The sequence below is a fragment of the Halorubrum wangae genome, from assembly GCF_051194135.1.
GTDB lineage: Archaea > Halobacteriota > Halobacteria > Halobacteriales > Haloferacaceae > Halorubrum.
This window is the reverse complement of the sequence record NZ_JBLZNH010000001.1, coordinates 616227-640421: the sequence shown is the minus strand read 5'-3', so window position 1 is coordinate 640421 and position 24195 is coordinate 616227. Positions and strand designations below refer to the sequence as shown.

At 67.6% G+C, this 24195-nt stretch carries 28 protein-coding genes and 1 pseudogene; 10 read left to right on the top strand and 19 right to left on the bottom strand.

Annotation, left to right across the window (positions count from 1 at the left end):
- Positions 1-128: 128 nt before the first annotated feature.
- The gene (locus tag ACNS84_RS03295) at positions 129-926 is read left to right on the top strand and encodes an RIO1 family regulatory kinase/ATPase domain-containing protein (RefSeq protein WP_435073412.1); all 798 of its coding nucleotides are present in this window, start codon (positions 129-131) and stop codon (positions 924-926) included.
- Between the two features lie 49 nt (positions 927-975).
- Here ACNS84_RS03295 and ACNS84_RS03290 read toward each other — a convergent pair whose 3' ends face one another.
- The 6 genes from ACNS84_RS03290 to ACNS84_RS03265 are packed head-to-tail and all read right to left on the bottom strand — an operon-like array spanning position 976 to position 6999.
- Positions 976-1911 (bottom strand): DMT family transporter, encoded by a 936-nt coding sequence (locus tag ACNS84_RS03290; protein WP_435073411.1) that lies wholly within the window; start codon positions 1909-1911, stop codon positions 976-978.
- A gap of 55 nt (positions 1912-1966) precedes the next feature.
- Positions 1967-2719 carry an ABC transporter ATP-binding protein gene (locus ACNS84_RS03285; RefSeq protein ID WP_435073410.1) on the bottom strand — a complete coding sequence of 251 codons (753 nt, stop codon included), beginning with the start codon at positions 2717-2719 and terminating at the stop codon, positions 1967-1969.
- Positions 2716-3504 carry an ABC transporter ATP-binding protein gene (locus tag ACNS84_RS03280; protein ID WP_435073409.1) on the bottom strand — a complete coding sequence of 263 codons (789 nt, stop codon included), beginning with the start codon at positions 3502-3504 and terminating at the stop codon, positions 2716-2718. Before ACNS84_RS03280 ends, ACNS84_RS03285 begins: the two co-directional genes overlap by 4 nt.
- Positions 3497-4711, bottom strand: a complete 1215-nt coding sequence (locus ACNS84_RS03275; RefSeq protein ID WP_435073408.1) for a branched-chain amino acid ABC transporter permease — start codon at positions 4709-4711, stop codon at positions 3497-3499. Before ACNS84_RS03275 ends, ACNS84_RS03280 begins: the two co-directional genes overlap by 8 nt.
- Complete coding sequence (locus ACNS84_RS03270) at positions 4708-5655, bottom strand: branched-chain amino acid ABC transporter permease (RefSeq protein ID WP_435073407.1); 948 nt, start codon at positions 5653-5655, stop codon at positions 4708-4710. Before ACNS84_RS03270 ends, ACNS84_RS03275 begins: the two co-directional genes overlap by 4 nt.
- 9 nt (positions 5656-5664) lie before the next feature.
- Positions 5665-6999: an ABC transporter substrate-binding protein gene (locus tag ACNS84_RS03265; RefSeq protein ID WP_435073406.1), complete on the bottom strand. Its 1335-nt coding sequence runs from the start codon at positions 6997-6999 to the stop codon at positions 5665-5667.
- Positions 7000-7175: 176 nt separating this feature from the next.
- Here ACNS84_RS03265 and ACNS84_RS03260 point away from each other — a divergent pair, with 176 nt between their 5' ends.
- Entirely contained in the window at positions 7176-8042 is an 867-nt protein-coding gene (locus ACNS84_RS03260) for a proline dehydrogenase family protein (protein WP_435073405.1), read from the top strand.
- A 34-nt stretch (positions 8043-8076) separates the two neighbouring features.
- Here ACNS84_RS03260 and ACNS84_RS03255 read toward each other — a convergent pair whose 3' ends face one another.
- A complete protein-coding gene (locus tag ACNS84_RS03255; protein ID WP_435073404.1) occupies positions 8077-8814 on the bottom strand; it encodes a helix-turn-helix domain-containing protein in 738 nt (245 codons plus the stop codon).
- Between the two features lie 89 nt (positions 8815-8903).
- Here ACNS84_RS03255 and ACNS84_RS03250 point away from each other — a divergent pair, with 89 nt between their 5' ends.
- The gene (locus ACNS84_RS03250; protein ID WP_435073403.1) at positions 8904-10424 is read left to right on the top strand and encodes an aldehyde dehydrogenase family protein; all 1521 of its coding nucleotides are present in this window, start codon (positions 8904-8906) and stop codon (positions 10422-10424) included.
- A 39-nt stretch (positions 10425-10463) separates the two neighbouring features.
- Here the strand turns inward: ACNS84_RS03250 and ACNS84_RS03245 are convergent, their stop codons facing one another.
- The 7 genes and pseudogenes from ACNS84_RS03245 to ACNS84_RS03215 all read right to left on the bottom strand — a co-directional run bounded on the left by ACNS84_RS03245 (position 10464) and on the right by ACNS84_RS03215 (position 14291).
- A complete protein-coding gene (locus tag ACNS84_RS03245) occupies positions 10464-11390 on the bottom strand; it encodes a transcriptional regulator TbsP domain-containing protein (protein WP_435073402.1) in 927 nt (308 codons plus the stop codon).
- A gap of 109 nt (positions 11391-11499) precedes the next feature.
- Positions 11500-11811: a CGCGG family putative rSAM-modified RiPP protein gene (locus tag ACNS84_RS03240; RefSeq protein WP_435073401.1), complete on the bottom strand. Its 312-nt coding sequence runs from the start codon at positions 11809-11811 to the stop codon at positions 11500-11502.
- A gap of 54 nt (positions 11812-11865) precedes the next feature.
- Positions 11866-12534: a helix-turn-helix domain-containing protein gene (locus tag ACNS84_RS03235; protein WP_435073400.1), complete on the bottom strand. Its 669-nt coding sequence runs from the start codon at positions 12532-12534 to the stop codon at positions 11866-11868.
- A gap of 73 nt (positions 12535-12607) precedes the next feature.
- Complete coding sequence (locus ACNS84_RS03230; protein WP_435073399.1) at positions 12608-13105, bottom strand: halocyanin domain-containing protein; 498 nt, start codon at positions 13103-13105, stop codon at positions 12608-12610.
- Between the two features lie 125 nt (positions 13106-13230).
- Positions 13231-13452, bottom strand: coding sequence for a DUF2249 domain-containing protein (locus ACNS84_RS03225; protein ID WP_435073398.1), 222 nt, complete (start codon positions 13450-13452; stop codon positions 13231-13233).
- Between the two features lie 76 nt (positions 13453-13528).
- Positions 13529-13929: pseudogene (locus tag ACNS84_RS03220) on the bottom strand (DUF7998 family protein); the annotation flags it as partial.
- Positions 13930-14012: 83 nt separating this feature from the next.
- Positions 14013-14291: a DUF2249 domain-containing protein gene (locus ACNS84_RS03215; protein ID WP_435073397.1), complete on the bottom strand. Its 279-nt coding sequence runs from the start codon at positions 14289-14291 to the stop codon at positions 14013-14015.
- Between ACNS84_RS03215 and ACNS84_RS03210 the strand changes: the two genes are divergently transcribed.
- Positions 14290-14625: a hypothetical protein gene (locus ACNS84_RS03210; protein WP_435073396.1), complete on the top strand. Its 336-nt coding sequence runs from the start codon at positions 14290-14292 to the stop codon at positions 14623-14625. The genes ACNS84_RS03215 and ACNS84_RS03210 overlap by 2 nt on opposite strands.
- 103 nt (positions 14626-14728) lie before the next feature.
- Here ACNS84_RS03210 and ACNS84_RS03205 read toward each other — a convergent pair whose 3' ends face one another.
- Complete coding sequence (locus tag ACNS84_RS03205) at positions 14729-15514, bottom strand: helix-turn-helix domain-containing protein (RefSeq protein ID WP_435073395.1); 786 nt, start codon at positions 15512-15514, stop codon at positions 14729-14731.
- A 150-nt stretch (positions 15515-15664) separates the two neighbouring features.
- Here ACNS84_RS03205 and ACNS84_RS03200 point away from each other — a divergent pair, with 150 nt between their 5' ends.
- Entirely contained in the window at positions 15665-16462 is a 798-nt protein-coding gene (locus ACNS84_RS03200) for an aldo/keto reductase (protein WP_435073394.1), read from the top strand.
- Between the two features lie 28 nt (positions 16463-16490).
- Here ACNS84_RS03200 and ACNS84_RS03195 read toward each other — a convergent pair whose 3' ends face one another.
- Positions 16491-17528: a phosphotransferase family protein gene (locus ACNS84_RS03195; RefSeq protein WP_435073393.1), complete on the bottom strand. Its 1038-nt coding sequence runs from the start codon at positions 17526-17528 to the stop codon at positions 16491-16493.
- Between the two features lie 176 nt (positions 17529-17704).
- Between ACNS84_RS03195 and ACNS84_RS03190 the strand changes: the two genes are divergently transcribed.
- On the top strand, positions 17705-19789 hold the full coding sequence (locus ACNS84_RS03190; RefSeq protein ID WP_435073392.1) for a hypothetical protein: 2085 nt from the start codon (positions 17705-17707) through the stop codon (positions 19787-19789).
- Between the two features lie 62 nt (positions 19790-19851).
- The gene (locus tag ACNS84_RS03185; RefSeq protein ID WP_435073391.1) at positions 19852-20001 is read left to right on the top strand and encodes a DUF7557 family protein; all 150 of its coding nucleotides are present in this window, start codon (positions 19852-19854) and stop codon (positions 19999-20001) included.
- A gap of 33 nt (positions 20002-20034) precedes the next feature.
- On the opposite strand, the gene ACNS84_RS03180 is transcribed toward ACNS84_RS03185, so the two are convergent.
- The gene (locus ACNS84_RS03180; protein ID WP_435073390.1) at positions 20035-20490 is read right to left on the bottom strand and encodes a DUF5799 family protein; all 456 of its coding nucleotides are present in this window, start codon (positions 20488-20490) and stop codon (positions 20035-20037) included.
- A gap of 85 nt (positions 20491-20575) precedes the next feature.
- Here ACNS84_RS03180 and ACNS84_RS03175 point away from each other — a divergent pair, with 85 nt between their 5' ends.
- On the top strand, positions 20576-20989 hold the full coding sequence (locus tag ACNS84_RS03175) for a halocyanin domain-containing protein (RefSeq protein WP_435073389.1): 414 nt from the start codon (positions 20576-20578) through the stop codon (positions 20987-20989).
- Between the two features lie 41 nt (positions 20990-21030).
- Here ACNS84_RS03175 and ACNS84_RS03170 read toward each other — a convergent pair whose 3' ends face one another.
- Together ACNS84_RS03170 and ACNS84_RS03165 are read right to left on the bottom strand one after the other, a co-directional pair.
- On the bottom strand, positions 21031-22131 hold the full coding sequence (locus tag ACNS84_RS03170; protein WP_435073388.1) for an enolase C-terminal domain-like protein: 1101 nt from the start codon (positions 22129-22131) through the stop codon (positions 21031-21033).
- A 2-nt stretch (positions 22132-22133) separates the two neighbouring features.
- Complete coding sequence (locus ACNS84_RS03165; RefSeq protein WP_435073387.1) at positions 22134-23063, bottom strand: 1,4-dihydroxy-2-naphthoate polyprenyltransferase; 930 nt, start codon at positions 23061-23063, stop codon at positions 22134-22136.
- A 106-nt stretch (positions 23064-23169) separates the two neighbouring features.
- Here ACNS84_RS03165 and ACNS84_RS03160 point away from each other — a divergent pair, with 106 nt between their 5' ends.
- On the top strand, positions 23170-23712 hold the full coding sequence (locus ACNS84_RS03160; protein WP_435073386.1) for a carboxymuconolactone decarboxylase family protein: 543 nt from the start codon (positions 23170-23172) through the stop codon (positions 23710-23712).
- A 68-nt stretch (positions 23713-23780) separates the two neighbouring features.
- A complete protein-coding gene (locus ACNS84_RS03155; protein WP_435073385.1) occupies positions 23781-24110 on the top strand; it encodes a DUF7111 family protein in 330 nt (109 codons plus the stop codon).
- Positions 24111-24195: the final 85 nt, after the last annotated feature.

Here is a 24195-nt window from a genome sequence, read left to right as displayed (position 1 = left end):
TAAACAATGCGAACAGCCATGTACAATACGCCATCAGCCGCCAGCTCGCGGGTCCGACGCGGGCGCTCGCCGGTCGACCCGCAGACCGAGGAGGCCATTTAAGCGTCGTCGCCGCGTTCGATGTCGACATGGAACTTCGTCAGCTCGTGCGCGGTCGGGTGGACTGGCCCGATATCGAGCGGGTCGTCCGGGAGCTGGCGGACCGAGGCGACAGGGACGAGATGCGGGTGCGCTTTCTCGACGCCGACAACTGGCTGTCGACGCCGATGGTCGTCGACGACGACCTGTTCGTGAAGGTGATCACGCGGCAGAACACGCTCGTTCACACGCTGTTCACCACCGGGCGAAACCTGGGCGCCGTCTCGGCCGGAACCGAGGGGTTCTTCGAACGCTACGAGACGCCCTACGAGATGGCCCGCCACGAGCTCGAGGCGACGCAGCGAGTCAGAGAACTCGGCGTCAACACCCCGGAGCCGGTCGAAGCGCTTGAGGTCGGCGACCTCGGCGTCGTCGTCTTGGAGTACCTTCCCGATTTCAGAACGCTCGACCAACTCGACCGCGAGGCGGTCACAGAGCTGGCCCCAACACTGTTCGAGACGCTCCGAACGATTCACGACGCCGGGCTCGCCCACGGTGACCTTCGAGCCGAGAACGTCCTCGTTCGGGACGGCGACCTCTACGTCATCGACGCGACGAGCGTGAGCGAGGAGGGCCGCAAGTCGGCCCGCTCGTACGACCTCGCGAGCGCGCTCGCCGCGCTTGAACCCCTGATCGGCGCCTCGGCCGCTATCGACGCCGCGCTGTCGAGTTACTCGGGCGACGAACTGCTCGCGGCTCGCCGGTTCCTCGACTTCGTCGCGATCCGACCGGATCACGACTTCGAGGCGGCGGAGCTGAAAGGAGAGTTAGAGAAGCGGACGACGTAGGGACGGGAGCGGCGACCGACGACGGTCGCTCAAACGCCTCCCCCCCGGGTCATCCCGTGGTCGGATCTGGCGAATTATCGGCAGTTTCCGCGCGCTCACGGCCGACGATCCAGATGCCGACGGCCATCAGCGCGCCGCCGGCGACGAAGCCGGAGCCGAGCGCCTCTCCGAGCAGCGCCGCGCCGAGCGCCGCCCCGACGACGGGCTGCGCGAAGAAGAACACGGCGACGGTCCCCGCAGAGACGTACTCCAACCCCTTGTACCAGAGAAACCACGCCCCCGCCGTCGACGTGAGCCCGAGGTACAACACGGCGCCCGTCGATTCGGGGGTCAGCGGGAGGTCGACGGGAGAACGACCGAGGTACCACAACTCGACCGCGGCGAGGGCGCCCAACATCGGGACGCTCGCCAGCGAGGAGTACGTCGCCGCGCGGAGGGCCCCGTGCCGTCTGACCGCGCGGAGCCCCCAGACGGTGTAGCCCGCCCACGCCGCGCTCGCGACGAGTAGCAGCGTCACCCCGAGGAGGTTGCCGGCGGCGATAGACGCGAGGTCGTACCGACCGGCGAGCACGACGGCGGTGCCGACGCCCGCAACCGCCATCCCGGCAGCCTTCGTCGCCGTGACGCGCTCGCCGAGCACGAACGCGCCCAATGCGACTGTGAAGACCGGAGTCAACACTGTCAGGAGCGATCCCTGGCTGGCGTTCGTCAGTTCGGTGCCGACGAACTGCGTGGCGACCGTCAGGGTCACCCAGCCGCCGAGCGCCGCGAACGTGGCCCACTCGCCCCGCGACGGCGCGGGACCGCCGCGGGCGGTGACGACGACCCAGAGCGCCGCGGCGCCCAGCGCCACCCGGAGGAATCCGAGCGTGATCGGCGGGATCAGCGCAAATCCCCACTTGCTGACGACGTACATCCCGCCCCACAGCGACGCGGCTGCGAGAGGGGCGAGCGCGAACGCGTAGCGACTTGTTCCGAGAGACATCAGTGAAATAGCGCGGAAAGGCCCTCGTCGGTTCGCAAGAAAACGGTGACGGAGGTCAGCCGCCCAGGTAGAGCTGGGAGACTTCCTCGTCGTTCAACAGCTCCTCCGGGGTCCCCTCGAAGCGAACGGTCCCTTGGTCGAGGACGTAGCCGCGGTCGGAGATGCCGAGCCCCTTCGTCACGTTCTGCTCGACCATGAGGATGGCCGTGTCCATGTCGTTGACCTCCTGAACGTCCTCGAACACGTCGTCTGCGGTGTTCGGGGCGAGCCCCGCGGACGGCTCGTCGATGAGGAGCACGTCGGGCTCCATCACCAACGCCCGGGCGAACGCCAGCACCTGTCGCTGGCCCCCCGAGAGCGTCCGCGCCTTCGCGTTTCGCTTCCGATCGATGATCGGGAACCGGTCGTACAGCGTCGCGATCACCTCGTCGAGACCGCCGTCGCGGGCGACGCCGCCCATGCGGAGGTTCTCGTCGATCGTCAGCGATCCGAACACGTTGTCGGTCTGGGGGACGTAGCCGATCCCCTCGCGGACGATCTCCTCGGGCGCCATTCCACCGATCTCGCGGCCGTGATACTCGACGGTCCCGACCCACGGGGTCAGCATGCCGAAGGCCGTCTTGAGGACGGTCGATTTCCCGGCCCCGTTCGGGCCGACCAGACAGACGATCTCGCCCGGATCGAGCCGGATCGAGAGATCGTCGAGCACCTGCACCTCGCCGTACCCGCTGTCGACGCCCGACAGCGAGAGCACGGGATCGGTTCCGCCGTGAGCCCCCTCCGCGGGCTGGGTTGTGTTGTCGCTCATGCGCCACCTCCGAGGTACGCCTCGATGACACGCTCGTCGTTTCGGACTCCGTCTGGAGTCCCCTCGGTCAGGACGTGTCCCTGGTCGAGGACGACGATCGGATCAGCGAGATCCATCACGAACTCCATGTCGTGTTCGATGAGCAGGAAGGTCGTTCCCTGCTCGTTGAGCCGCCGGATCTGCGTTTTCAGCTTCTTCGCCAGCGTCGGGTTCACCCCGGCCACCGGTTCGTCCAGTAGCAGAACCTCGGGCTCGGCGAGCATCGCGCGTGCGAGTTCGACGAGCTTCATCTGGCCGCCGGAGATGTCCGTCGCGGGCTGCGTCGCGAGGTGGTCGATCTCGAACTCCTCGAGGATGCGTTCCGCCTCCGCGAGGTTCGCCGACTCGCTCTCGTCGACCGACCCGGGCGAGCTGAACAGCGTCAGAAACGACTCGCCGGGCTGTTTCCGCGGACCGACGAGCATCGCCTCACGGACCGTCATCCCCTCCAGCTTCCGCGGCGTCTGGAACGTCCGGATGAGTCCGTGCTCGGCGACCTGATACGGCTCCATGCCGGTCACGTCGGTCCCGTTGACCTCCACGGTCCCACCGTCCGGCTCGTAGAAGCCGGAGATGAGGTTGAACAGCGTCGACTTACCGGCGCCGTTCGGACCGATGAGTCCGGTGATCGTCCCGCGCTCAACCGCAAACGTCGCGTGGTCCGTCGCGGCGAGCCCGCCGAAGGATTTCTGAAGGTCGTCGACGCGCAGCACGGCGTCCTCCTTGGGGAGGGCACCGTCACTCATTGCCCCCACCCCCTTTCTGTTCGCGGACGCCGCTGTCTGGTCTGTCGGGCGTCCCTCTCCCGTCGATCGCGCTCGGCCAGATCAGCTCCCGCTGTGGCGGGAGGATACCCTGCGGCCGGTAGCGCATGACGGCAACGATCACGACCCCGATCAGCAGCAGCCGAAGCGGCGCGGGGTCGATCGGGAGCGCAACGTCGTTTAAGAAGCGCGTCCCCTCGCGGATCGTGACGATGACGATGCCGCCGAACAGCGCTCCGCGGTTGGAGCCGCTGCCGCCGAGGATCACTGCGACCCAGGCGTAGAACGTCGTGATCGGGTCCAGATCGCCCGGCCCGACGTAGAGGTTCAGATGCGTGTAGAACACGCCCGCCAGCGCCATTATCAGGCTGCCGAGGACGAACGACTGCATCTTGAACGAGTAGGTGTTCTTCCCCAGCGCCCGCGCGAGGTCCTCGTCGGAGCGGATCGTGCGCAGCACGCGCCCCCACGGAGACCGGTGTGCACGCCGGAGGACCAGGTACGTCCCCCCAGCGAACGCGAGCACCAACATGACGTTCAGCAGCGCCTGCCAGAACGAGGTTTCGAGGAAGATGGGCGATCCGGGGATAATCTCGAGGCGAAGCCCCGGCATCGCTTCCGGGAACGTCGACAGCACCGGCCATCCCGTGAAGAAGCCCGGAATACCGCGAAGCCCCGCGCTCCCGTTCGTGAGCCAACGCTCGTTCAGCACGATCAGTCGCACGACCTCCGCGAGGCCGAGCGACGCGATAGCGAGGTAGTCGGCCCGGAGCCGGAGCGTCGGGATGCCGATCAGGACCGCCAGCACGAAGGCGACGACGAGGCCGACGGCGAGCCCGACGAGCGGGAGCCCGAACAGCGATCCGACGATTGGCACGTCGGCGAGCATCTCGCCGACCGGCGAGCTAGTCGCGGTGACGAGTGCCGAGCCGTACGCGCCGATGCCGAAGAACGCGGCGACGCTGAAGTTGATCAGCCCGGCGAACCCCCACTGGGAGTTCAGGCCGAACGACAGCAGCGCGTACATTCCCGCGAGCCCGACGAGGAACAGGAAGTACGACGGGCCGAGCGCGCCGGTCAACAGCGCGACGAAGAGGAACAGTAGGAACGCGACGCTGACGCCGAGCACCCACTGCTCGGGGCGGGTCAACTCCGCCAGCGCTCCTCTCGGGTCGGAGAGGGCGCTCATGAGGCCGCCTCCCCGGCGATCCCGTTCGGCCGGACGAGCAGCACCGCGACCATGATCACGAACGCGATAGCGTTCGCGTACTCGATGCCGATCGGGATCCCGAACTCGTCGGGAACGAGCGGCAGCAGTTCGCCCAGTCGTGACAGGAGCGGCGTCAGTTGGTTTATCATGCCGATGAGGAACCCGCCAGCCATCGCGCCGTACACGGAGCCGATCCCGCCGAGGATCACCGCGGCGAAGATCACTAACAGGAGGTTGAACCCCATCCGCGGCGAGAGCTGGTTGAACAGCCCGAGGAACACGCCGCCCGCGCCGGCGAGTCCAGCGCCGATGACCCACGTCCAGAGCTTGACGCGTTTCGTTCGGATACCACTAATGCGCGCGAGGTCCGGGTTGTCGGCCATCGCGCGCATCTTTCGACCGAGGTCGGTGTACTGGAGCAGGACGTGTAGGCCGACGACGAGCACCGCCGCCGAGCCGACGATAGCGACGTCGTGGAGCGTTATCCGGACGCCGTACGGCACCAGCGATTCGATCGGCCGCAGCGGCTGGATGTCGAACCGAGTGAAGTCGGAGCCGAACCGGATCTGGATCAGCGCACGGTAGATGAACGCGATCCCGATCGACGTGATCAGCAGGCCGATGGAGTCGATGTCGAGCGGCTCGTAAATGAGCTTCTCAGTACCCACCGCCACGACTGCGGCCGCCACGATCCCGACGACGAGCGCGAAGAAGAAGCCGTACGGGAGCCCGAGCACCGCGCCGCCGAGGCCGCCGACGGCGCCGAAGGTCACGAGCGCCGCGTAGGCGCCGATAGTCATCGTGTCGCCGTGGGCGAAGTTCGCGAAGTCAGCGATGCTGTACACGAGCGACAGCCCGATGCTCCCGAGGACGATGATGCTGCTGAAGACCAGCCCGTTAGCCAGGTATCCGAGGACGGTCATTGATCGGGATCAGCCTTCGACGAAGTCGATGCCTTCGTACGCGTGGTCTTGGACCTCGAGGACTTGGAGGAAGCCGACCGGGTCTCCGTCCTCGTTGAAGTCGATGGGACCGCTGACCCCCTGGTAGTCGACGTCGTCCGGACCGCCCCCGTCCGCGAGGATCTCGCTCGCGGCCGCGAACGACGTTACCTGCTCGCCCTCCGGACCGGAGACACGGCGGACGGTCTCCTGGAGTGCCGCGCCGGTGAACTCGTCGGCCGCCTGAATCGCAAGCGCGGCGTTGATCACGCAGTCGTACGCGTACGCCGCCCACGAGGTGGGCTGTCGGCCGTACTCCGACTCGAAGGAGGACGCGAACTCCTGGTAGTTCTCTTCCTCTATGGGCGCGGAGGGGACGACGATCTTCATGCCGTCGATGCTCCCCTCCGGCGTGTTCTCGAGGACGCTGTCGCCGGAGACGGAGTCGGCGCCGTAGAACTGCGCCTCGTATCCGGAGGAGAACGCCTCGTTGACCATCGTCGCGAACTCGGCCTGATACGTGATGAACAGCCACGCGTCCGCACCGGAGCCGTTCATCTCCGAGATGACGCTAGAGTACGACTGCTGCTCCTGGTCGTGGGGGTTGTTGTAGACGACGTCGCCGTCGTACGCGTTCACGAACGCGTCGGTGAGGCTCTGGCCGTAGTCGTTGTTGACGTAGGTGACCGCGACCTCGTCGTAGCCGTCGTCGGCGATGATGTTCGACAGCGCGAGCGACTGGCTGCGGCCGGACGGCGACATCCGGAGCAGTCCCGGGAAGTTAGTGAGGCTGAGGCCCGTGGAGTTCTGGCTCAGCTGGACGACGTCGGTTCCCTCGATGACGCTCTCGTAGATGGCGAGCGAGACGCCGGAGCCGACCGCGCCGATCAGGAACGGAACGCCGTCCTGATTGACGAGCTTCTGGGCGGCAGCGATCCCGCCCTGGTTCTCGCTTTCGGAGTCCTCGACGGCGATGCTGAGATCGCGCCCGTCGATGCCGACGTCGTTGACACGCGACAGGGCGAACTCGGCACCGCGCTGGTTTCGCTCGCCGAACGCCGACAGCGATCCGGTCAGCGAGTCGACCATCCCAATCTCGTAGGGACCCATCGAGTCGTCGCCGTCGGAACCGTCGTCGCCGTCCATCCCGTCGTCGCCGTCCGAGCCGTCAGAGCCGTCGCTTCCGTCGTCTCCGTCCGAGCCGTCGCTCCCGTCTCCACCGTCGTCGGTCGTGCTGAGACAACCCGACAGCGTGGCGAGCCCCGCCCCACCGGTCAGTTTCAGCAGTGTACGACGATCCGTCAGGTCCGTGGCATCTCGTGACATATGTGACCTGGTATACCAAAGGATTCTATACCTTCTTAACCCCGGCCCGTCCATGGTCGGTTCGGTGGCTTCGATCCGATGGATCGACCAGTTTTTGTCTTATTCATACGATAATTCACGAAGCGAAATAATTGGTCGGGTGCCCATATATACAGATGGGGATCGGCTCTGTTCACATGATTCCGCCCATCGCGAGCAACTTTGTCGCCGGAGAGACGCCCGAGGCGGCGCTCGCTCACGTCCAGGACCTCAACGACCGCGGCGTGTCCGGTATCCTGAACCTGCTCGGCGAGCATTACGAGAAACGGCCCCCCGCCGACGCCGACGCCGACGCGTACATCGACCTCGTCGAGGCGATCGCGGACCACGACGTCGACGCCTGCGTCTCGGTGAAATCGAGCCAGATCGGCCTCGACATCGGCGACGACGTCTTCCGCGAGAACCTCGCACGCATCGTCGAGGCGGCCAACGCCCCGGAGGCGACCGGCGACGACGGGACGGGAACCTTCGTCTGGATCGACATGGAAGACCACGAGACCACCGACGTGACGCTCGACGCGTTCGAGCGACACACCCTCGACACCGACGGCAACGTCGGCGTCTGCGTGCAGGCGAACCTGAAGCGAACGCGAGACGACCTCGAACGACTCGCCGACCTCCCGGGGAAGGTACGCCTCGTCAAGGGCGCGTACGATGAGCCCGCCGAGCTTTCGTATAAAAAGAAGGCGCGCGTCGACGAGTCGTACCGCGACTGCCTCGAGTACATGTTCGAGGCGTTCGACGGCGGCATCGCCGTCGGAAGCCACGACCCCGCGATGATCGAGTACGCGAAGGAACTCCACGCCGAACACGGCACCCCGTACGAGGTCCAGATGCTGACCGGCGTCAGGGAGTCGGCGCAGTTTGATCTCGCGAGTGAGGACGACGTGACCGTCTACCAGTACATCCCGTACGGCTCCAAGTGGTTCTCCTACTTCTACCGGCGCATCCGGGAGCGCAAGTCGAACGCGCTGTTCGCGCTCCGAGCCATCATCGGGAACTGAACGGTCGACGACTGGGATTTTCGAGCGGTCTGGGTTACGGGTCCAACAGCTTCGACTCCGCCTTCCGGAGGTGTTCGAGCAGCGTCGTTTTCGAGACGTCGAGTTCGTCGGCGAGTTCGCGGGTCGACGCCTCGCGGGGCCACTCGTAGTACCCTGCGCTGCGGGCGTGTTCGTACACCTCCCGCTGGGTCGTCGTCAGTGTGTCGAGCCGCTGCTCGCGGGGGGTCCGTCCGGCGTGTCCCGACGACGACATCGACTCCACGGTCACCTCGGCGTTGGAGGCCTCCTGGACCGCGTCAAGCGAGTCGCGGATCTCGGTCCGTTCGCCGACGAAACACACCTGCCACTCCTCGCGACCGTCCTCGATCCGGACGGGCGCGCTGTGGACGAAGCCGTGTTCGAGCAGCGTCGGACAAACCATGTCCGCCGGGTCGTACTCCAAGAAGAACTCGCGGACGACGTTCCCCGGGGCGTCTCGTGCGCGCCCGAACCGCTCCTGTAGTTCGAGCAGGTTTCCCGCGTTTTCGGAGTCGCGGATCGCGTCGAGCAGGTCCTCGACCTCCTCGTTCGTGTCCGCGAAGGCGGTAAACAGTCCGTTCACCGAGTTCGGGGCGTTCCGGTCGGTCCGCGGCGAGTTGTAAATCGCATGTGCAAGGACCCCGCCGTTCGTTCTGCTCGTCGCATCGATCGCCCAGCAGTTCGGGTGCCACAAGTCGAGCGTGAGTCGGGTCCCAGCCCACTCGTCCCCCCCAGTCGCGTCAGTGGTTGCCATCGCTATCGTGGTTGTGGGACTGCCTGGCAAAGACTCTACCGACCATGGTCGGGTGGGATATTTGAACAGCACAGCGGCAACACTCAGCTATGTCGGAGCCGTACCAGCACTACATCGATGGCGAGTGGGTCACGGGCACGGGCTCGGAGACCTTCGAGAGCGAAAACCCCGCGACAGGGGAGTCCCTCGGCGAGTTCCAGCGCGGAACCCCGGAGGACGTTGAAAACGCGGTCGACGCCGCGGACGAGACGTTCGACGAGTGGCGAGAGCTGTCGCGGATCCAGCGCGCGGAGTATCTCTGGGACGTCTACCACGAGCTGCGCGAGCGCACCGACGAGCTCGGCGAGATCGTCTCCAAGGAGTGCGGGAAGGAGATCAGCGAGGGGAAAGCCGACGTGGTCGAGGCCGCCCACATGGTCGAGTGGGCCGCGGGCGATGCCCGTCACCCCTCGGGCGATATCATCCCCTCGGAGATCCCGTCGAAGGACGCGTACATGCGCCGGAAGCCCCGCGGCGTCACCGGCTGTATCACTCCGTGGAACTTCCCCGTCGCGATTCCCTACTGGCACATGGCCATCGCGCTGGTCGAGGGGAACACCGTCGTGTTCAAACCGGCCGAGCAGACGCCGTGGTGCGCGCAGATCATCGCGGAGATGTTCGACGACGCTGGCATCCCCGACGGCGTGTTCAACATGGTACAGGGCTTCGGCGACGCCGGCAACGCGATCGTAGAGAACGAGGATGTCGAGACGGTCATCTTCACCGGCTCGGCCGAAGTCGGCCACATGATTCAGGACAAGCTCGGCGGCGTCGCCGGCAAGCGCGTCGCCTGCGAGATGGGCGGCAAGAACGCTATCGTCGTCACAGAGGAGGCGGACCTCGACATCGCGGTCCACTCCGCCGTGATGTCTTCGTTCAAGACGACCGGTCAGCGCTGCGTCTCCTCCGAGCGTCTAATCGTCCACACGGACGTGTACGACGAGTTCAAGGAGCGCTTCGTCGAAATCGCTGCGGACGTCTCCGTCGGTGACCCCCTCGAAGAGGACACGTTCATGGGCCCGCTCATCGAGGCGGAGCACCACGAGAAGGTCGCGGAGTACAACGAGCTCGCCCGCACGGAGGACGTGAACGTCCTCGTCGACCGGACCGAACTCGACGCAGACGAGATTCCCGACGGCCACGAGGACGGTCACTGGATCGGCCCCTTCGTTTACGAGGCCGACCCCAGCGAGGACCTCCGGTGCACCCACGAGGAGGTCTTCGGGCCGCACGTCGCGCTCCTCGAGTACGACGGCGACATCGAGCACGCGGTCGATATCCAGAACGACACCGACTACGGACTCGCCGGCGCGATAATCTCCGAGAACTACCGACAGGTGAACTACTACCGCGACCACGCCGAAGTCGGACTGGCGTACGGGAACCTCCCTTGTATTGGCGCCGAGGTCCAGCTTCCCTTCGGTGGCGTCAAGAAGTCCGGTAACGGCTACCCCTCCGCGCGGGAGGCCATCGAAGCCGTGACCGACCGCACCGCGTGGACCCTGAACAACTCGAAGGACATCGAGATGGCGCAGGGTCTCTCGGCCGACATCAAGACGAAAGAGGACTGAGACCGCCCGCCCGATCCGCGGAACCGTTTTTTTCGACCGTTACTCGACAGCGTCGAGCGCCGCCGCGACGGCCGCTGTCGGACTATCAGCCTCGGCGAGCGCTCCACGGGCGACGAGTCGATCGCGTGACCGACCGACCGGCTGCGAGACCGACTCCGTGTCGAGCAGGCCCGCTTCTCTGAGGGTTCGTTTTATCGACGTGAACGTCGCCGAACTTCCGAGTCCGGCGTCTTCGCAGGCGCGGCGGAGGTCGTGGTCGAGCGCACCGCGGTGCGCACCGACGACGTACGCGCGGCGTCGCGCACCGGCCAGATCGAGAGAGTCGTCTCCGGAGCGACCTCTCTCGCCGTCGAGCGCTCGCAGCACGTCGTCCGCGACGGCAACGCCGCAGCGCGTTCGGAGCGACTCGTACACGCGACGGCGGCTCGGCGACCGCAGGCGGCGCTCCGCCGCAGCTTCGACGACAGGCGCGTGTCGATCTCGGAGCGTCGGGTCGTCGCCGATGCGGCGCCACTGGCCGATCCGATCGGCGTCGGCATCGCCGTCGTCCTCTCGACCTCCGACTGGGACAAGTACCCACCCCGTCGTTCGACTCGCGAGAACGGCGTTCGGCTGCGGTTCCGACAGTCTCAGGAGATCCCAGACGCCCGGCTCCGTGAGTGCCGCGAGCCGGCTCGCCGAGTGAAACTCTTCCGTGATCGTGTCGACCGCGTGGTCGCTCGCGAGGACGGTGAGTGGCGGGAGATTCGAGGTGGACGGATCTGAGGCGACTACGGACGAGTCTCGGTCCGACACCTCGGCGTGAAGCGTCGACGGCTCGGGGTCGACCAGCCCTGGTGCGGCCTCGTGGTACGCCTCGATCATCGCCAGCAACAGCGGCGGCGACGGGTCCACTAACACCGGGTCGACGAGAGCCCGGATCGACCTCGGTCCGACAGCGAACGGGAGGGTCGGATCGGGAGACACACCCGCATCTACGGGGCGAGCGGATTAAGAATGGCGGCGGACGCGAGCCGCGTGGCGACGCCGTCTCTCACGGCGTAGGTGGCCCGATCGGACCGCGGTCACCTTCGTGTCAGGGAACGTCCACGCGGGTGACGTGACCGCCGCAGCCGCACTGCTCGACGTACTCCGGTTCGAGGCCGTCCCCTTCCTCCCGGAGCGCGTCGTACAGGAACTCCTCGGGATGGCCGAGTTCGCCGTGAGTTACTAAGTTGACGTGGTTGCCCGGGGCCGTGTGGTCGACGGCCGCAAGCGCGTCTCGGACCGCCAACTCCGGATCGCCGGCGTACTTCGGCTCCTCTAAGTTCGCCGACCAGGAGTTGTCGTGGACCCGGTCGGTGATCGGTTCGGCGGTCTCGTCGTGGTCGTCGGTGCTGGTGGTCATGGGTTGTAGTCGATCGCCGGTAGCGGTCGGCCTCCCGGTTTCGAACGGCTGGTTCTACGGGTTGATCGCGGTTATCTCGTCGTCGGACGGGCGGTTCGGTAGGTCTTCGACGAACTCCCGGACCACCGTTCGCTCGACCCGATGAAGCGTCTCGCTACAGGTCGACTTCGCGATCCCGACGTGCTCGGCGACCGCCGTCAAGGTGGCCCGGCGCGGCACGTCGTAGTAGCCGAGGTCGACGGCCGCGAGCAGGAGTTCCCGCTGTCGGTCCGTCAGCAGTCGGGCGGGGTCGACGCGCTGTCGCACGCGTTCGACCTCGAACCGCAAGCCGAGGTCGCTCAGCCGGCGGCCCATCTCCGCGACGCGTTCGTGCTCGCCGGTGACCTCGACCGCCGCGACGCCGTCTTCGATATCCAGCGGCATCTCGATCGGGAGCCCGGAGCGCTTCGCGGCCAGCAGCAGCAGCGGCGCGTCCGTCTCCAGCCGGACCGTCGCGACGCCGTCCTCCCGCGCCATCACCGACAGCGAGGCCAACACCTCGTGGGCTTCCATCGCCGACAGCACCGCGTCGACGTCTCTCGCGGTGACCCTGACGAGGGCGAAGCCGGCGCTCTCGCCGGGGACCGCGGTGAGGACGCGGAACCCCGCGTCGGGGAACTCGCGCGAGACGTCGGCTATCCACGGGCCGTCGGGCAGGTCGACGAGGAGGCGTGCTTGAGGCATCGGTGATCTGAACGGGTCGCGGGTCGGTGATCGGGCGATTCGAGGCGGTGGTCGGGCGCGGTTCGTCCCTCAACTACTCCACGTAGACGGCGCCCTTCATGCCGACCGCCTCGTGGGGCGTGCAGGCGTAGGTGTGGACTCCGGACTCCTCGAAGGTGTGCTCGAAGGTGTGGCCCTCCTCGCCCACGGTCTCGCTCTCGAAGTTGCCGTCGGCCCCGGAGACGTTGTGCTGGCCGCCCTCGCCGGTCCACTCCCAGGTGACGGTCGTCCCGGACGACACGGCGACCGCCGCCGGGCCGAACGCGAGGCCCTCGCCGGCGCCGACCTCGACGGTCACCGAGTCGGAGTCGGTCATGTCGAGCGTCTGCTCGTAGTTGTTGGCCTCTTCGAGGAATCCGCCGTAGTCCGGCTCTTGGGAGAGGAACTGCTGGCCGCCGCTGTCGCCGTCGCTGCCGCCACTCCCTCCGTCGCCACCGTCTCCGCCGCCGCTACAGCCGGCGAGCGCGGTGGCCGCGCCGAGCGCCGCAGTCGTTCGGACGAACGTTCGCCGGTCGAGTGTGCGTCGAGTCATGCGTGTCGGCGTAGGGGAGTAGGGGGAATACATTCGGCGGGAATTCTCGGGCTACGGGGGTGTGAGCCGAACTGTTCGGCTCGTGGTATAAAAGGAGACGACGGGTCAGCGCTCGCCGCCGCCGTTCAGGCGTGTTCGATCGTGACGTGCCACTCGTCGTCGCCGACCCGCTCGGTCTCGTGGTCGAAGCCGCGGTCCGCCAGCACGTCGTACAGCGGGACCGGCTCGAAGTCGTTCACCAGCAGGAGGCGCTCGTCAGGGTCGAGCTCCTCGAGCGCGCCGCTGATGACCGGGAACGGCGGATCCTCGCGGTCGCGCACGTCGAGGACGGATTCGGCGTCGCTCATGTTCGACGGGACGCGACGCTCCGGCTTGGAGGTTCGCGGGAACATGTTCGACCACGGACCGTCGTCACGCCCGCGCTCAGAACGGACTCGTCGGACCGCTCGCGTCGCCGTCTCCGGATTCGAGCCGGTCGAGCCGGTCGTTGACCACCCCGCTCCCGTTGAGCGAGGGGTCGACGCGAACCCGAATCAGCTCGTAGGCGTGGTCGTCGACCCCGTTGAGCGCGCGGAACGCGCCCACCGCCAGCGGCTCCGCCTGCGGACAGAACGCCGTCGTCGGCGTGAACTCGGCGCGGAGCGTCGCGGGGTCGCCGGCCTCCTCAGCGTAGCGGAACCCGGCGTCCGGGTGCCGCGGGTCGAGGTTCAGTCGAGTGAGGTTGTAGCCGAACGTGGCGTCGTACACGCCGTGCTCCTCGAAGGCGTCCGCGGCGCGGCGGTGGACGGCGCGTGATCGGCTCCCGCGAGCACGTCGTGATCCGCGATGAACGCGCCCGGTTCCGGGACGTGCGCCGGGACGAACGCGTCGTCGGCGTCGAACTCGGGCTCCGAACCGCCGAGGAGGCTCATCGGTCGTCCCCCTCCTCGACCCAGATGGCGGTGACGACTGCGTCCTCCGTCTCGACCGTGTCGTGGGCGTACCCGCGGTCCTCGAGCTTCGGGAAGAGGAACTGGGGGGCCCGGTCGTTGCGCTGGACGAGGACGGTTTCGTCCGGGAGGTCGGCGAGCAGTTCCAACGTGCGTCGAAGCGGCTCCGGCGGGCCGAGGTCGGCGACGTCAAGCGTCTCGACCGGTCGATCGGTCGGCGCGTCGATCTCCTCGAGGCGCGGTGTCTCTCGTGGCATGGGCGACGGTTCGGACCACGGGCGCCCGTCATTTATCCCGAACCTGTTCGGGACTGTCGACAGGGGCGCTCGGAGTCAAGGCGCACGCATGCGAGGCATCCCCGGCGATCTCACGACCGCGACGCGACCGCCGACCACGGTCCCGCTCCGCCACTTCCTCGTCGCGCTGGCGTTCCTCGTCGCCGGCGGGGCGCTGGCGCTCCATCGCGTCGCCGGCGCGCTGCTGTTCGTCGGCAACATGATCGCGACCGTCCCCCGTCACGGTGGCGCCGCGATGCTCGGCTGGAACGAATCGGAGCGAACGGCCGAGGCGTCCGAGGCCGCCGATCGATGAGAGCGAGTGACGGCGACGATCAGAGAACAAACGCTGGGGTACGACCTCCTACTGAACAGTACGATCTACCCTTGGGGTAGTTGCCGGCGGACTGTTCGGAGGCTTACGAACCGTCGCCGAACGTCTGCGAGAAGAGCGCCGCCGTCACGGTCCGCAAGTGTTCCGACACCGTGGACTTCGCGAGGTCGAACTCCGCCGCGACGTCGGCGACGGAGGCGCCGCCCGGTTCGAAGTATCCACTCTCGGCGGCGACCGTTGCGATTTCGGCCTGCCGGTCCGTCACGCCCGCGAGATCGACGGGGACGACGTCGCTGCCGGGGTCCTCGTCGCCGCCGCGGTCGACGCAGAGCCGGCGGAGCGTCACGTCGAGTCCCGCCGCCTCGCACTCGTCGACGATCGCCTGCAGCTCTTCGTGGCCGCTCAGAACGAAAGAGACGTGGATTACCCCGTCGACCATCTCCGTCCGGCGCGGTGAAGCCGGGAAGTTAGCGAATGCCGCCGGGAGCCCGCCGCAGGAACATCCCGCGCAGACATCCTCACCAGCCTCGGTCACTTCGGTATCAGGACCCGGCGTCTCGGGATCGCCGCCCGTCTCGGCATCCGGTGCGGCTGCGGCGCTTCCGTCGACGCCCGACGCCCCGACCGCCACTCCGCCGTCGGTCGCCGGGCGCTCGCAGGCGATCTCGTAGCGTCCGTGCGCCCGGCCGCCGAACTCGACGAGATCGAGAGCCGTTGGGGGATCCTCGGGCAGATCGGCCGCGACGAACTCGACACGGTCGTCGACCGAATCAATCCGGAGCTCCTCGACGGCCGTCCTGGACGAGAGGGCCGATACGGGACAGCCCTCGCACGCGGAGACGGCGAGTTCGACGTGGATTCCGGTGTTCATATGAAAATGTAAGCTCTCCGGCCGTCATATAGCTTCGAGTGATTTCTAAGTGGGTGAAAACGGGCCCGTAGGACGCGACGCCAACGCGGGATCCCCCCGCTCCGTTCCGGTGAGCGCGTCCTTTTGAGGACTGAGTCGGAACCGTGCGATATGCCGCCACTGGAGTTGCCGCTCGGGCTCGGTACGTCCGGACTCGACGACCCCGCGGAGTGTACCGCCACCGTGACCGCCGCCCTGAACGCCGGCTACCGTCACGTCGACACCGCACAGATGTACGACAACGAGGCGGCGGTCGGTGAGGGGATAGCCGCGGCCGACGTCGACCGCGACGAAGTGGTCGTCGCCACGAAGGTTCACCCCGAGAACCTCGCACCCGAGGACGCCCGCGAGACCGTCCACGAGAGCCTCGAACGCCTCGGACTCGACCGCGTCGACTTGCTGTACGTCCACTGGCCGATCCGCACGTACGACGCCGAAGCGACCCTCCCGGTCTTCGACGAACTTCGCGACGACGGACTTACCGACCACGTCGGCGTCTCGAACTTCACGCCGGCGCTACTTCGGGAGGCGCGCGAGACTCTCGACGCCCCCATCGCAGCGCATCAGGTGGAGTGTCACCCTCGGTTCCAACAGCGGGAGCTCCGCGACCTCGCCGCCGAGTTCGACCACCGGCTCGTCGGCTACTCGCCGTTGGCTCGGGGCGCCCTGTTCGACGACGACGAGTTCCTCGCTATCGCCGAGAGGGCCGACCGGTCGCCGGCCGTGCTCGCGCTCGCGTGGGCGCTCACTCGCGATGTCACGCCCATTCCGAAGGCGACCGGCGACCACGTGGTCGAGAACTTCGACGCCGTCGCCGCCGATATCGATCCGGCCGTTCTCGACGCGATCGACGCGCTGGAACCGGGCGACCGGCGTATCGACCCCGACGACGCCGCGTGGAACGTTTAAAAGGGATATCTGAGTATCTGCGGTTTATTTACACCGCCTCCAGCCGCGCCCGAAGCTCCGCCTCGGCCCGGTCGACGAGGGCCGGCATCGGCTCATCGAGGTAGGTCGTCCACTGGTCGATGAACCCCGAGCGCCCGAGCATTCGGACGACGTCGTAAACGGGCCGTCGCTCCGCGAAGCCCTCGGGCAGTCCGCCGGCGCGCTCGGCGTATCCCGCGCGAAACGCCGCCGCATACCGATCGGGGCCTCGCTCGTCGAACCCGTTGAGAAGCTGGTCTTCCGCCCTGACGAGATCGCGTACGGGGTCGCCGACGTGGGCGAGCTCCCAGTCTATCGGAGTGACCCCATCGCCGCCGGCGGTTCCGTCGCCCCCGCCGGCTCCGCCGTCGCCGTTCGCGACCTCGGCGTCGGCGACGAATAGGTTCGGCATCGCGATGTCGCCGTGGAGGAGCGCCGCCGGCGCGTCGTGGAGTCGGTCGCGGTTCGCCTCGACACAGTCGATGACGACGTCGTAGTGGTCCGCGAGCCGCTCGGAGGTGCCGATTTCACGAGTGCGCTCGATCGTTTTTAAAAGTACGTCTGGCCACGGAGCGCGGTCGAGGGTGAGCCCGCCACGCGCGTCGCTCCCGACGACCTCGCCGTGCGAGTCGAACCGCTCGGCGTGGAGCGTCGCCAATGTCGCACCGACGCGGCGGAGCAAGGCCTCTCGGTCGCTCCCGCTCCCGTCACCGAGTTCCTCCCACAGGTCGAGGAGCTCCCGGCCGGGCGCCGGCGCCGTAATGAGGAACGGCACCTCCGCGTCCGGATCGGCGGCCAGGACCTCGGGGACCCCGATCGGACGCTCCGCGTTCAAGTACCGGATCACCGCCAACTCCCGGGCGATTCGGGTGCCATCGTCGTCGACCGCGATCTTACAGAACGCCCGGTCGCCGTCGGCGAAGACGACGCCGACCGTGTGGTTGGCGCCGTTCCACGAGGGGCCGACGCCGGTCAGGCGGTCGACCGATCGGTCCGGAAACGCCGTGTCGAGAACGGCGTCGATCGGTCCGGTAGCGGCGTCACGCATACGTCTCGTTCCGAAGCGCGCGCTGTTAACTGTGTTGTCAGTCGGGCGTGGGCGAACTGCGCGAACCGGCAGCATCGCGCGCCACGTTGCACGATGCGCTATTTTTCGCCCGCCGATTCTCAAAACTGCAATCTCCACCGACAGCGTCATACGTACCGGTCGTCCAACCTGCGCCAGTGAACAAAGGGGGAACAGGGGAACGTATCGGGTTCGAGGTCGACGGCGACACGCTGCGCGTCCGCGACACCTTGGAGCGGGCGGACCTCCGACTCGTGCTGGACCGCGAGCCCGAGATTTCGCCGGCGCTCCCGGATCTGTTCCCGTTTCCGGTCGACGAGGCGATAAGCTTCGAGGCGAGTTCGTTCTCGGTCCCCGAGTACTCGTCGGTGAGTGTGCGGACGGACGACGGCGACTTCATCGCACGCCTCGACGAGCCGATGGAGCTCGCGCGGGGGTCCTACTGTTTCGACATCAACGCAGCCACGAAGGCGCTCGTTCGCGTCAACGACGTCGAGGTTACGACGGGCGGCGCGGTCGACTCCGGACCCATCGCGATCGAGTTCAACCGACCGACCACCGTGACCGTGGGAGCCCGCTCGCTCCACTCGCAACCGGAGGCGACGATCACGGTTCCCGACGACCCGACCGCGCTCGCCGAGGCAGTCTCCGTGCTCGGCTCCTCGATCAAGGAGTTCTCACCGGAGCGCTCGTGGCCGACGCTCCGCGGATACCCACCGCGGATCGAGCGCGGCGAGGCGCTCGATATTCCGAGTCCGCTGGTCCAGCCCGACACCGGCGTGGAGGTGATAATCCGCTCCGAGTACGAGGACATCTATCGGCTCTCGACGCTCTCGTACTACCTCGGCGCTCGGATGGTCGTGGGCGATAAGCCGGCGATCCGGCTCGACACCGGCTACGTCGAGTCCCTCCCGACCGAGGGCGTCGCGCTCGAGAACCGCGTCGAGGAGCTGCTCCGGACGTGGTTCGTGCTCGACACGCTCGCGCGGACAGAAGGATACATCCCCTCGAACCGGTACGAGTACGAACAGATCGGCCCGGAGCTTCCATTCTACCCGCCCAACCTCGCGGATCTGTCGATGAGCGAGCGGCTGATGGAGTACCTCGAGATCGACCCGGCGACGGTCGAACCCTACGCGCCCGACTGGCCGACCGAGGCCGTACTGCGGCCGGGTCCCGCGGGCGCAGAACTTCTGCCCCACCTCGCGAACGTGCTCGCACCGGTCCGGGTCCGTGGCTCGTCGGAACCCAATCAACCCGGTGCGCCGGCGGCCCTCGCGACGTCGCCGTGGCTCGCTCCGACGGAGGGCGTCCCGGACCCCGACTCGCACCCGCTCCCCGCGGGTACCTCGGTGTTGACGCCGGCGGGATACGAGAATCGACTTCGCCGAGAGACGACCGCGCGCGGCGAGATTCGGATCGTCGCGCTCGTGGATTCGGAAGAACGCGCCTCGACGCTCAGACGCGTCATGTCCAAGCCGGCGGTGCCGGAGGGAGTCAAGCAGTGCGAAGTGGTCGATACGCCCGACGCCGAGACCGTCGCTGGGGTGCTCTCGGACCCCGATGTCGACGTCGCGTACTGCGGGCTGCCGATCGGATCGGGTTCGGTCGTCGCCTCAGACGGACCGGTCGTACTCCGCGACCTCGACGACGCGCCGGCGCTGACGGTCTTCGAGGGGACCGACGACGTCCGCGAGGGACTCACCACGGTCGGGAACGGCGGGGTTGGATCGATCATCGTCTCGGAATCGCTGGACCCCGACCGAACGCGGATACTGACCGGGATGCTGGCCACCGGACTCCCGCTCGCACCGGCGGTTCGGTACTCGATACGGACGACTTACGCCCGGATCGTCGGTGATCCGGGAACCGGAATCACATCGAATCAGGGCCGCCCGTTAAACGTAATCTCCGTTGAAGAGACCGATGGGAGCAGATTCCGAACCATTCGATCTACCGTCCCCATAGCGTCGTCCCAGCTAGGCGGCGAAGTTTTCCTTCTGTCTGATAAATACTCGGATTACACCGAACTCGAGGGAGTATCAGAGAGGGAAACGAGTTGGTTGACGGCGGTGGACCTGCATGAGCAGTACGGCGAGCCAGACGGACTCATCCGGAGCGGCGGCGAGATTATGATTCCCGGAGAGGAGCTAACGGAGGCGGAGTTCGAAAAGCGCATCCGGAATTTGTTACAGCGAAAGTCCCAGGCAGGCCAGCGAAAAGAGCCGCACTCACAGGAGTAGCGGTCTGGAGACCGTCGCTCAGGCCACCGAGGATTTATCACAGTGCCGGCGAATCGCCGCGTATGCCCCAGATCCACCTCGACGAGGAGACGGTCGAGCGGCTGGACGCGCTCCGCATCGACGACGAAGAGTACGACGAGATCGTTAACGAGTTGATCAGCATCTACGAGGCCGAAGAGCTGACGATGTTCCGCAGCGGCGACGGCGACTGACCGGGCGGGTCGTCATCCGTCGCGTTCGCGCGGCTATTCCTGGTACGCGAGCCTGACCTGCTCCCACTTACCGTTCGATTCCAGGTGCGCCTGAAGCTCGGTCGCGTATTCCTGTACGAGTCGCTCCGCGTCGGCGAGCTCCTCGTCACTGGCGCCGCCGCCGCCCGAGCCCCCGAGTCCGAGCGCGTCCTTGATCGAGTCGACGAGACCGCCGCCGGAGTTTCCGGCGTCTCCCTGCCCCGGCGCCCCGCCCATCGCGGCGACCTGCGATCGGATGTTATCCAACTCCGGCATGATCGCCGGGAGGCTGGAGGTGTCGGCGACGATCCGAGCGTCGTCGGGGTCGTCGGCGTTCTCTATCTCGAACTCGGTCGCGGTCATGATGAGGCCCCACTCCTGACTGGAGAACCGCGAGGCGGCAACCCTGTCCGTGAACTGGTTGTCGACGGTCATGCGATCGCCGACGATCGCGTCTGTCCACTCGGTCATACCGTGTTGTTCGGCGGGGACCGTACAAGCCCCTTTCCCTCGTCGATCTCGGGACGTTTTATACCGTCCGAGCCGTCGATATCGCATGAACGGACGAACGCGACGGACGCTTCTCGCGGCCGTCACCGCCGGCTCTATCGCTGGGTTATCGGGCTGTGCCGGCGTGCTTCTGCCGGGCGGCGAGGACGGCGGCGAGGCGGAGACGGTCGACGCGACCGGCGAGGAGACGGTTTCCGTCTTGGTCGGTGCGGACGGCGGCTTCTCGTTCGCGCCCGCGGCGCTCCGGGTCGACGTCGGCACGACCGTCGTCTGGGAGTGGACCGGCGTGGGCGGGAGTCACAACGTCATCGACAGGGGCGGCGCCTTCGAGTCGGGGCTTGCCGCCGCCGAGGGCCACACCTTCGAACACGAGTTTTCGACGCCGGGCACCTACGAGTACGTCTGCACGCCGCACCAGACGCGGGATATGGAGGGAACGGTCGAAGTCGTCGAGCGCTAACAGGGGACGCGTCCCCGGCGATCGCCGACAAAAGCGGGATTTCAGCCGATCTCGTCGAACGCGTCGCCGGCGAGTCCGGGACCGTCCGGGACCGTCGCCGCGCCGTCCGCGACCGGACACGGGTCCGGCGCGAGGTCGTCGTCGAGCAGCGACGCCGTGGCGAGACCGCACGGGACCACGTCGGGGACCGCGGCGGCGACGTGGACGGCGGCGGTCCGGGCGACGACGGCGTCGATGGTGGTCGTGATCACGGGCTCGACGCCCGCTGCTCGCGCGGTCGCCGCCGCTTCGATCGCCCGGCCCGGTCCGCCGAGCGCCATCGGTTTCAAGACGACGACGTCGGCCGCGCCGGCGTCGAGGACGGCCTCCAGATCATGGTGCGCCAGCGACTCGTCGAGCGCGATCGGAATCGGAGGGTCGCCAGCGTTCCCCCCGCGGCCACCGCGGTCCGTTCGGAGGGCGGCCGCGCCGTCGAGGTCTGCCGCGGGGAGCGGCTGCTCGACGTACGCGAGGTCCAACGTCTCGAATCGGTCGAGCGCCGCCCGCGCCGTCGACCGGTCCCACGCGCCGTTCGCGTCGGCGCGGAGCGCGACCTCGTTCCCGACCGCGTTCCGTACCGCGCGAAGTCGGTCGAAATCGGCGCTGAGAGAGCGGGCGCCGACCTTCACCTTTACGCAGTCGAACCCCTCCTCGACCGCTCGCGTCGCGGCGGCGGCGGTCGCTTCCGGGTCGCCGTCGCCGACCGTCGCGTTGACCGGGACCGTCTCGGCCGGTGGCGGGGAATCGCGCTCGACCGTGAGATAGGCGGCCAGCGAGCGATCTGCCTCTCGCGCCGCGGCGTCCGCGAGCGCGAGCGAGAGACCATGGCGCGCCGCGGGCGTCTCGTGCGGATCGAGCCGGGCGAGCGCGTCGTCGACGAGGCGACCGCGCTCGCCCTTGACGCCACGGAGTGCTAACTCGCACGCCGACAGCGACTCGGTCCAGCCGGGGAGCGGGGCGGCCTCGCCGAGGCCCGACCCGGAGCGTTCGCCGGCAGCGTCCGGAGGGCCCACTCGGACGAGGAATCCCTCGCGTTCCGTTATCTCGCCGCGGGCCGTCCCGAGCGGCGTCGTCAGGTCGAGCGAAAAGGAGCGGAGCCGCACGATCAGAGCGCGAGGCCGACGGCGAACGCGACCGCGTAGGCCGCGAGGAGCTTGCCGGTCGACTCCAGTGCCGGATTTAGTGCGACGCCGGCGGTCTCGGTCAACACGGTGCGCGCGACGGCGACCGCGAGCGGGAGCGTGACGAGCGGGAGCAGCACCGGGAGCCCGTCTCCCCGTGCGAGGAACCAGAACGGGGTGAGATACGCGAGCGCGAGCAGGCCGACGTACTGGGCGCGCGAGAACCGGTAGCCGAACCGAACCGCGAGGGTGCGTTTGCCCGTCTCTGCGTCCTCTTTCAGGTCGCGGACGTTGTTGACCACGAGGATGTTCGTCGAGAGCGCGGCGATGGGGAGGCTGGCGACGACGGCAGCGAGAGTGACGGTCCCCTCGGGGATCCACAGCGGAAACGCCTCGCCGACGAGCGCGGCCGCCTGCACGTAGTAGGTGCCGGTGACGGCGATAACGCCGAAGAAGACGAAGACGAACACGTCGCCGAGACCGTGGTAGCCGAGCGGGTACGGCCCGCCGGTGTAGGCGATGCCCGCGGCGACGGACGCCAGTCCGATCACGAGGATGGGAACGCCGCCGACGAAGACGAGGTACGTGCCGACGAGAACGGCGGTCGCGAAGGTTAGCCACATCGCCCGCTTTACCTCCGCCGGCTCGATGAGGCCGCTGGCGACGACGCGGGTGAACCCCTCTCGATCGTCGGTGTCGGCCCCCTGAATCGCGTCGTAGTAGTCGTTCGCGAAGTTGGTGCCGATCTGGATCAGCGCCGCCCCGACGAACGCAGCGAGCGCCGGCAGCGGGGCGAACGCGCCCGTTCGGAGCGCGAGGCCGACGCCGACGATCACCGGTGCGGCCGCCGCGGGCAGCGTCTGCGGCCGCGCGGCGATCACCCACGCCCGCCGCCGCGACACCTCGGTACTCATTGGCGGCGGTAGGGGCGTCGGCGCCCTTAACCTTGCCATCCGATCGCGATCCGGCGGGGCCATCCGGGACACCCAGAGCTATGCCGGTCGGTTCCTTCCCCGACACATGGCCCGCGTTCCATACGCCGACGCGTCGGACGTCCCGGACGAGTACGAAGAGCTGCTGGAGTCGTCGCTTCAGGAGAAACCGCTCCACGTCTACCAGTCGCTCGGCAACAACCCGGAGGTGCTCGCCGGATTGCGATCGTTCCTCAGCTCACTGTGGACAGACAGCGGCCTCTCGGACCGTAACCGCGAACTCGTGATCCTCGCCGCCGCTAGCGAGACGCGGAATCGGTACGAGTGGCACCAGCACGTCAACATCGCCCGCGGTGCTGGGATCAGCGACGACGTCATCGCGGGAATCGGTACCGGGGACCACTCACCTCTCGACGCCGGCGAGACCACGCTGGTCGAGTACGCGGTCGCGGTGGTTCGCCGCGAGGTCGACGCAGTCGCCCACGACGAGGTCGCCTCCCTGTACGACGACGAGACCATCGTCGGAATCGCGGCGCTCGCGCAGGGGTACGCCGGCCTCGGCGGTATGATCGATGCGTTCGACCTCGAACTGGAGGCGGGGAGCGAGTTCCACGGCTGGGACCCGCGGTAGACCCGGAGTACCGATTCAAGGGTCGACCGCATCGACAGATACGACAGGGACCGGCCCGTATTCGAGCCATGAGCGACACGACGACCGACGGGGAGGGCGAGTCGGGGTCGACCGAGGCCGGGACCGAGTCGATCGAAGCCGAGGCGAACGGCATCGCGGCGCGCTATGCGGAGACGGACGGCGAGCGCCTGCTCACGTTCTCGACCGGCGGGGCCGAGGCGACCGTCGCGCAGAACGCCGAGGGGTACGCGATGCTGAAGGTCAGGGCGGGACCGACCGGCGACGAACTGGAGCGGTACTACGGGTTCGACATGGCGCTCGACCACGCCGCGGAGCTGCTCGGCGTCGCAGTTCGCGACCTCCCGATCCCCGAGGCAGCCGCCGACATGGGGATGTAGGCGGGAATCACGAGAGCGCGCGTGAGAGAGTCGATGGTTTCGGGGAGGACCTCCGATCGTCCTCACTTATAAAAGCCATTGCACA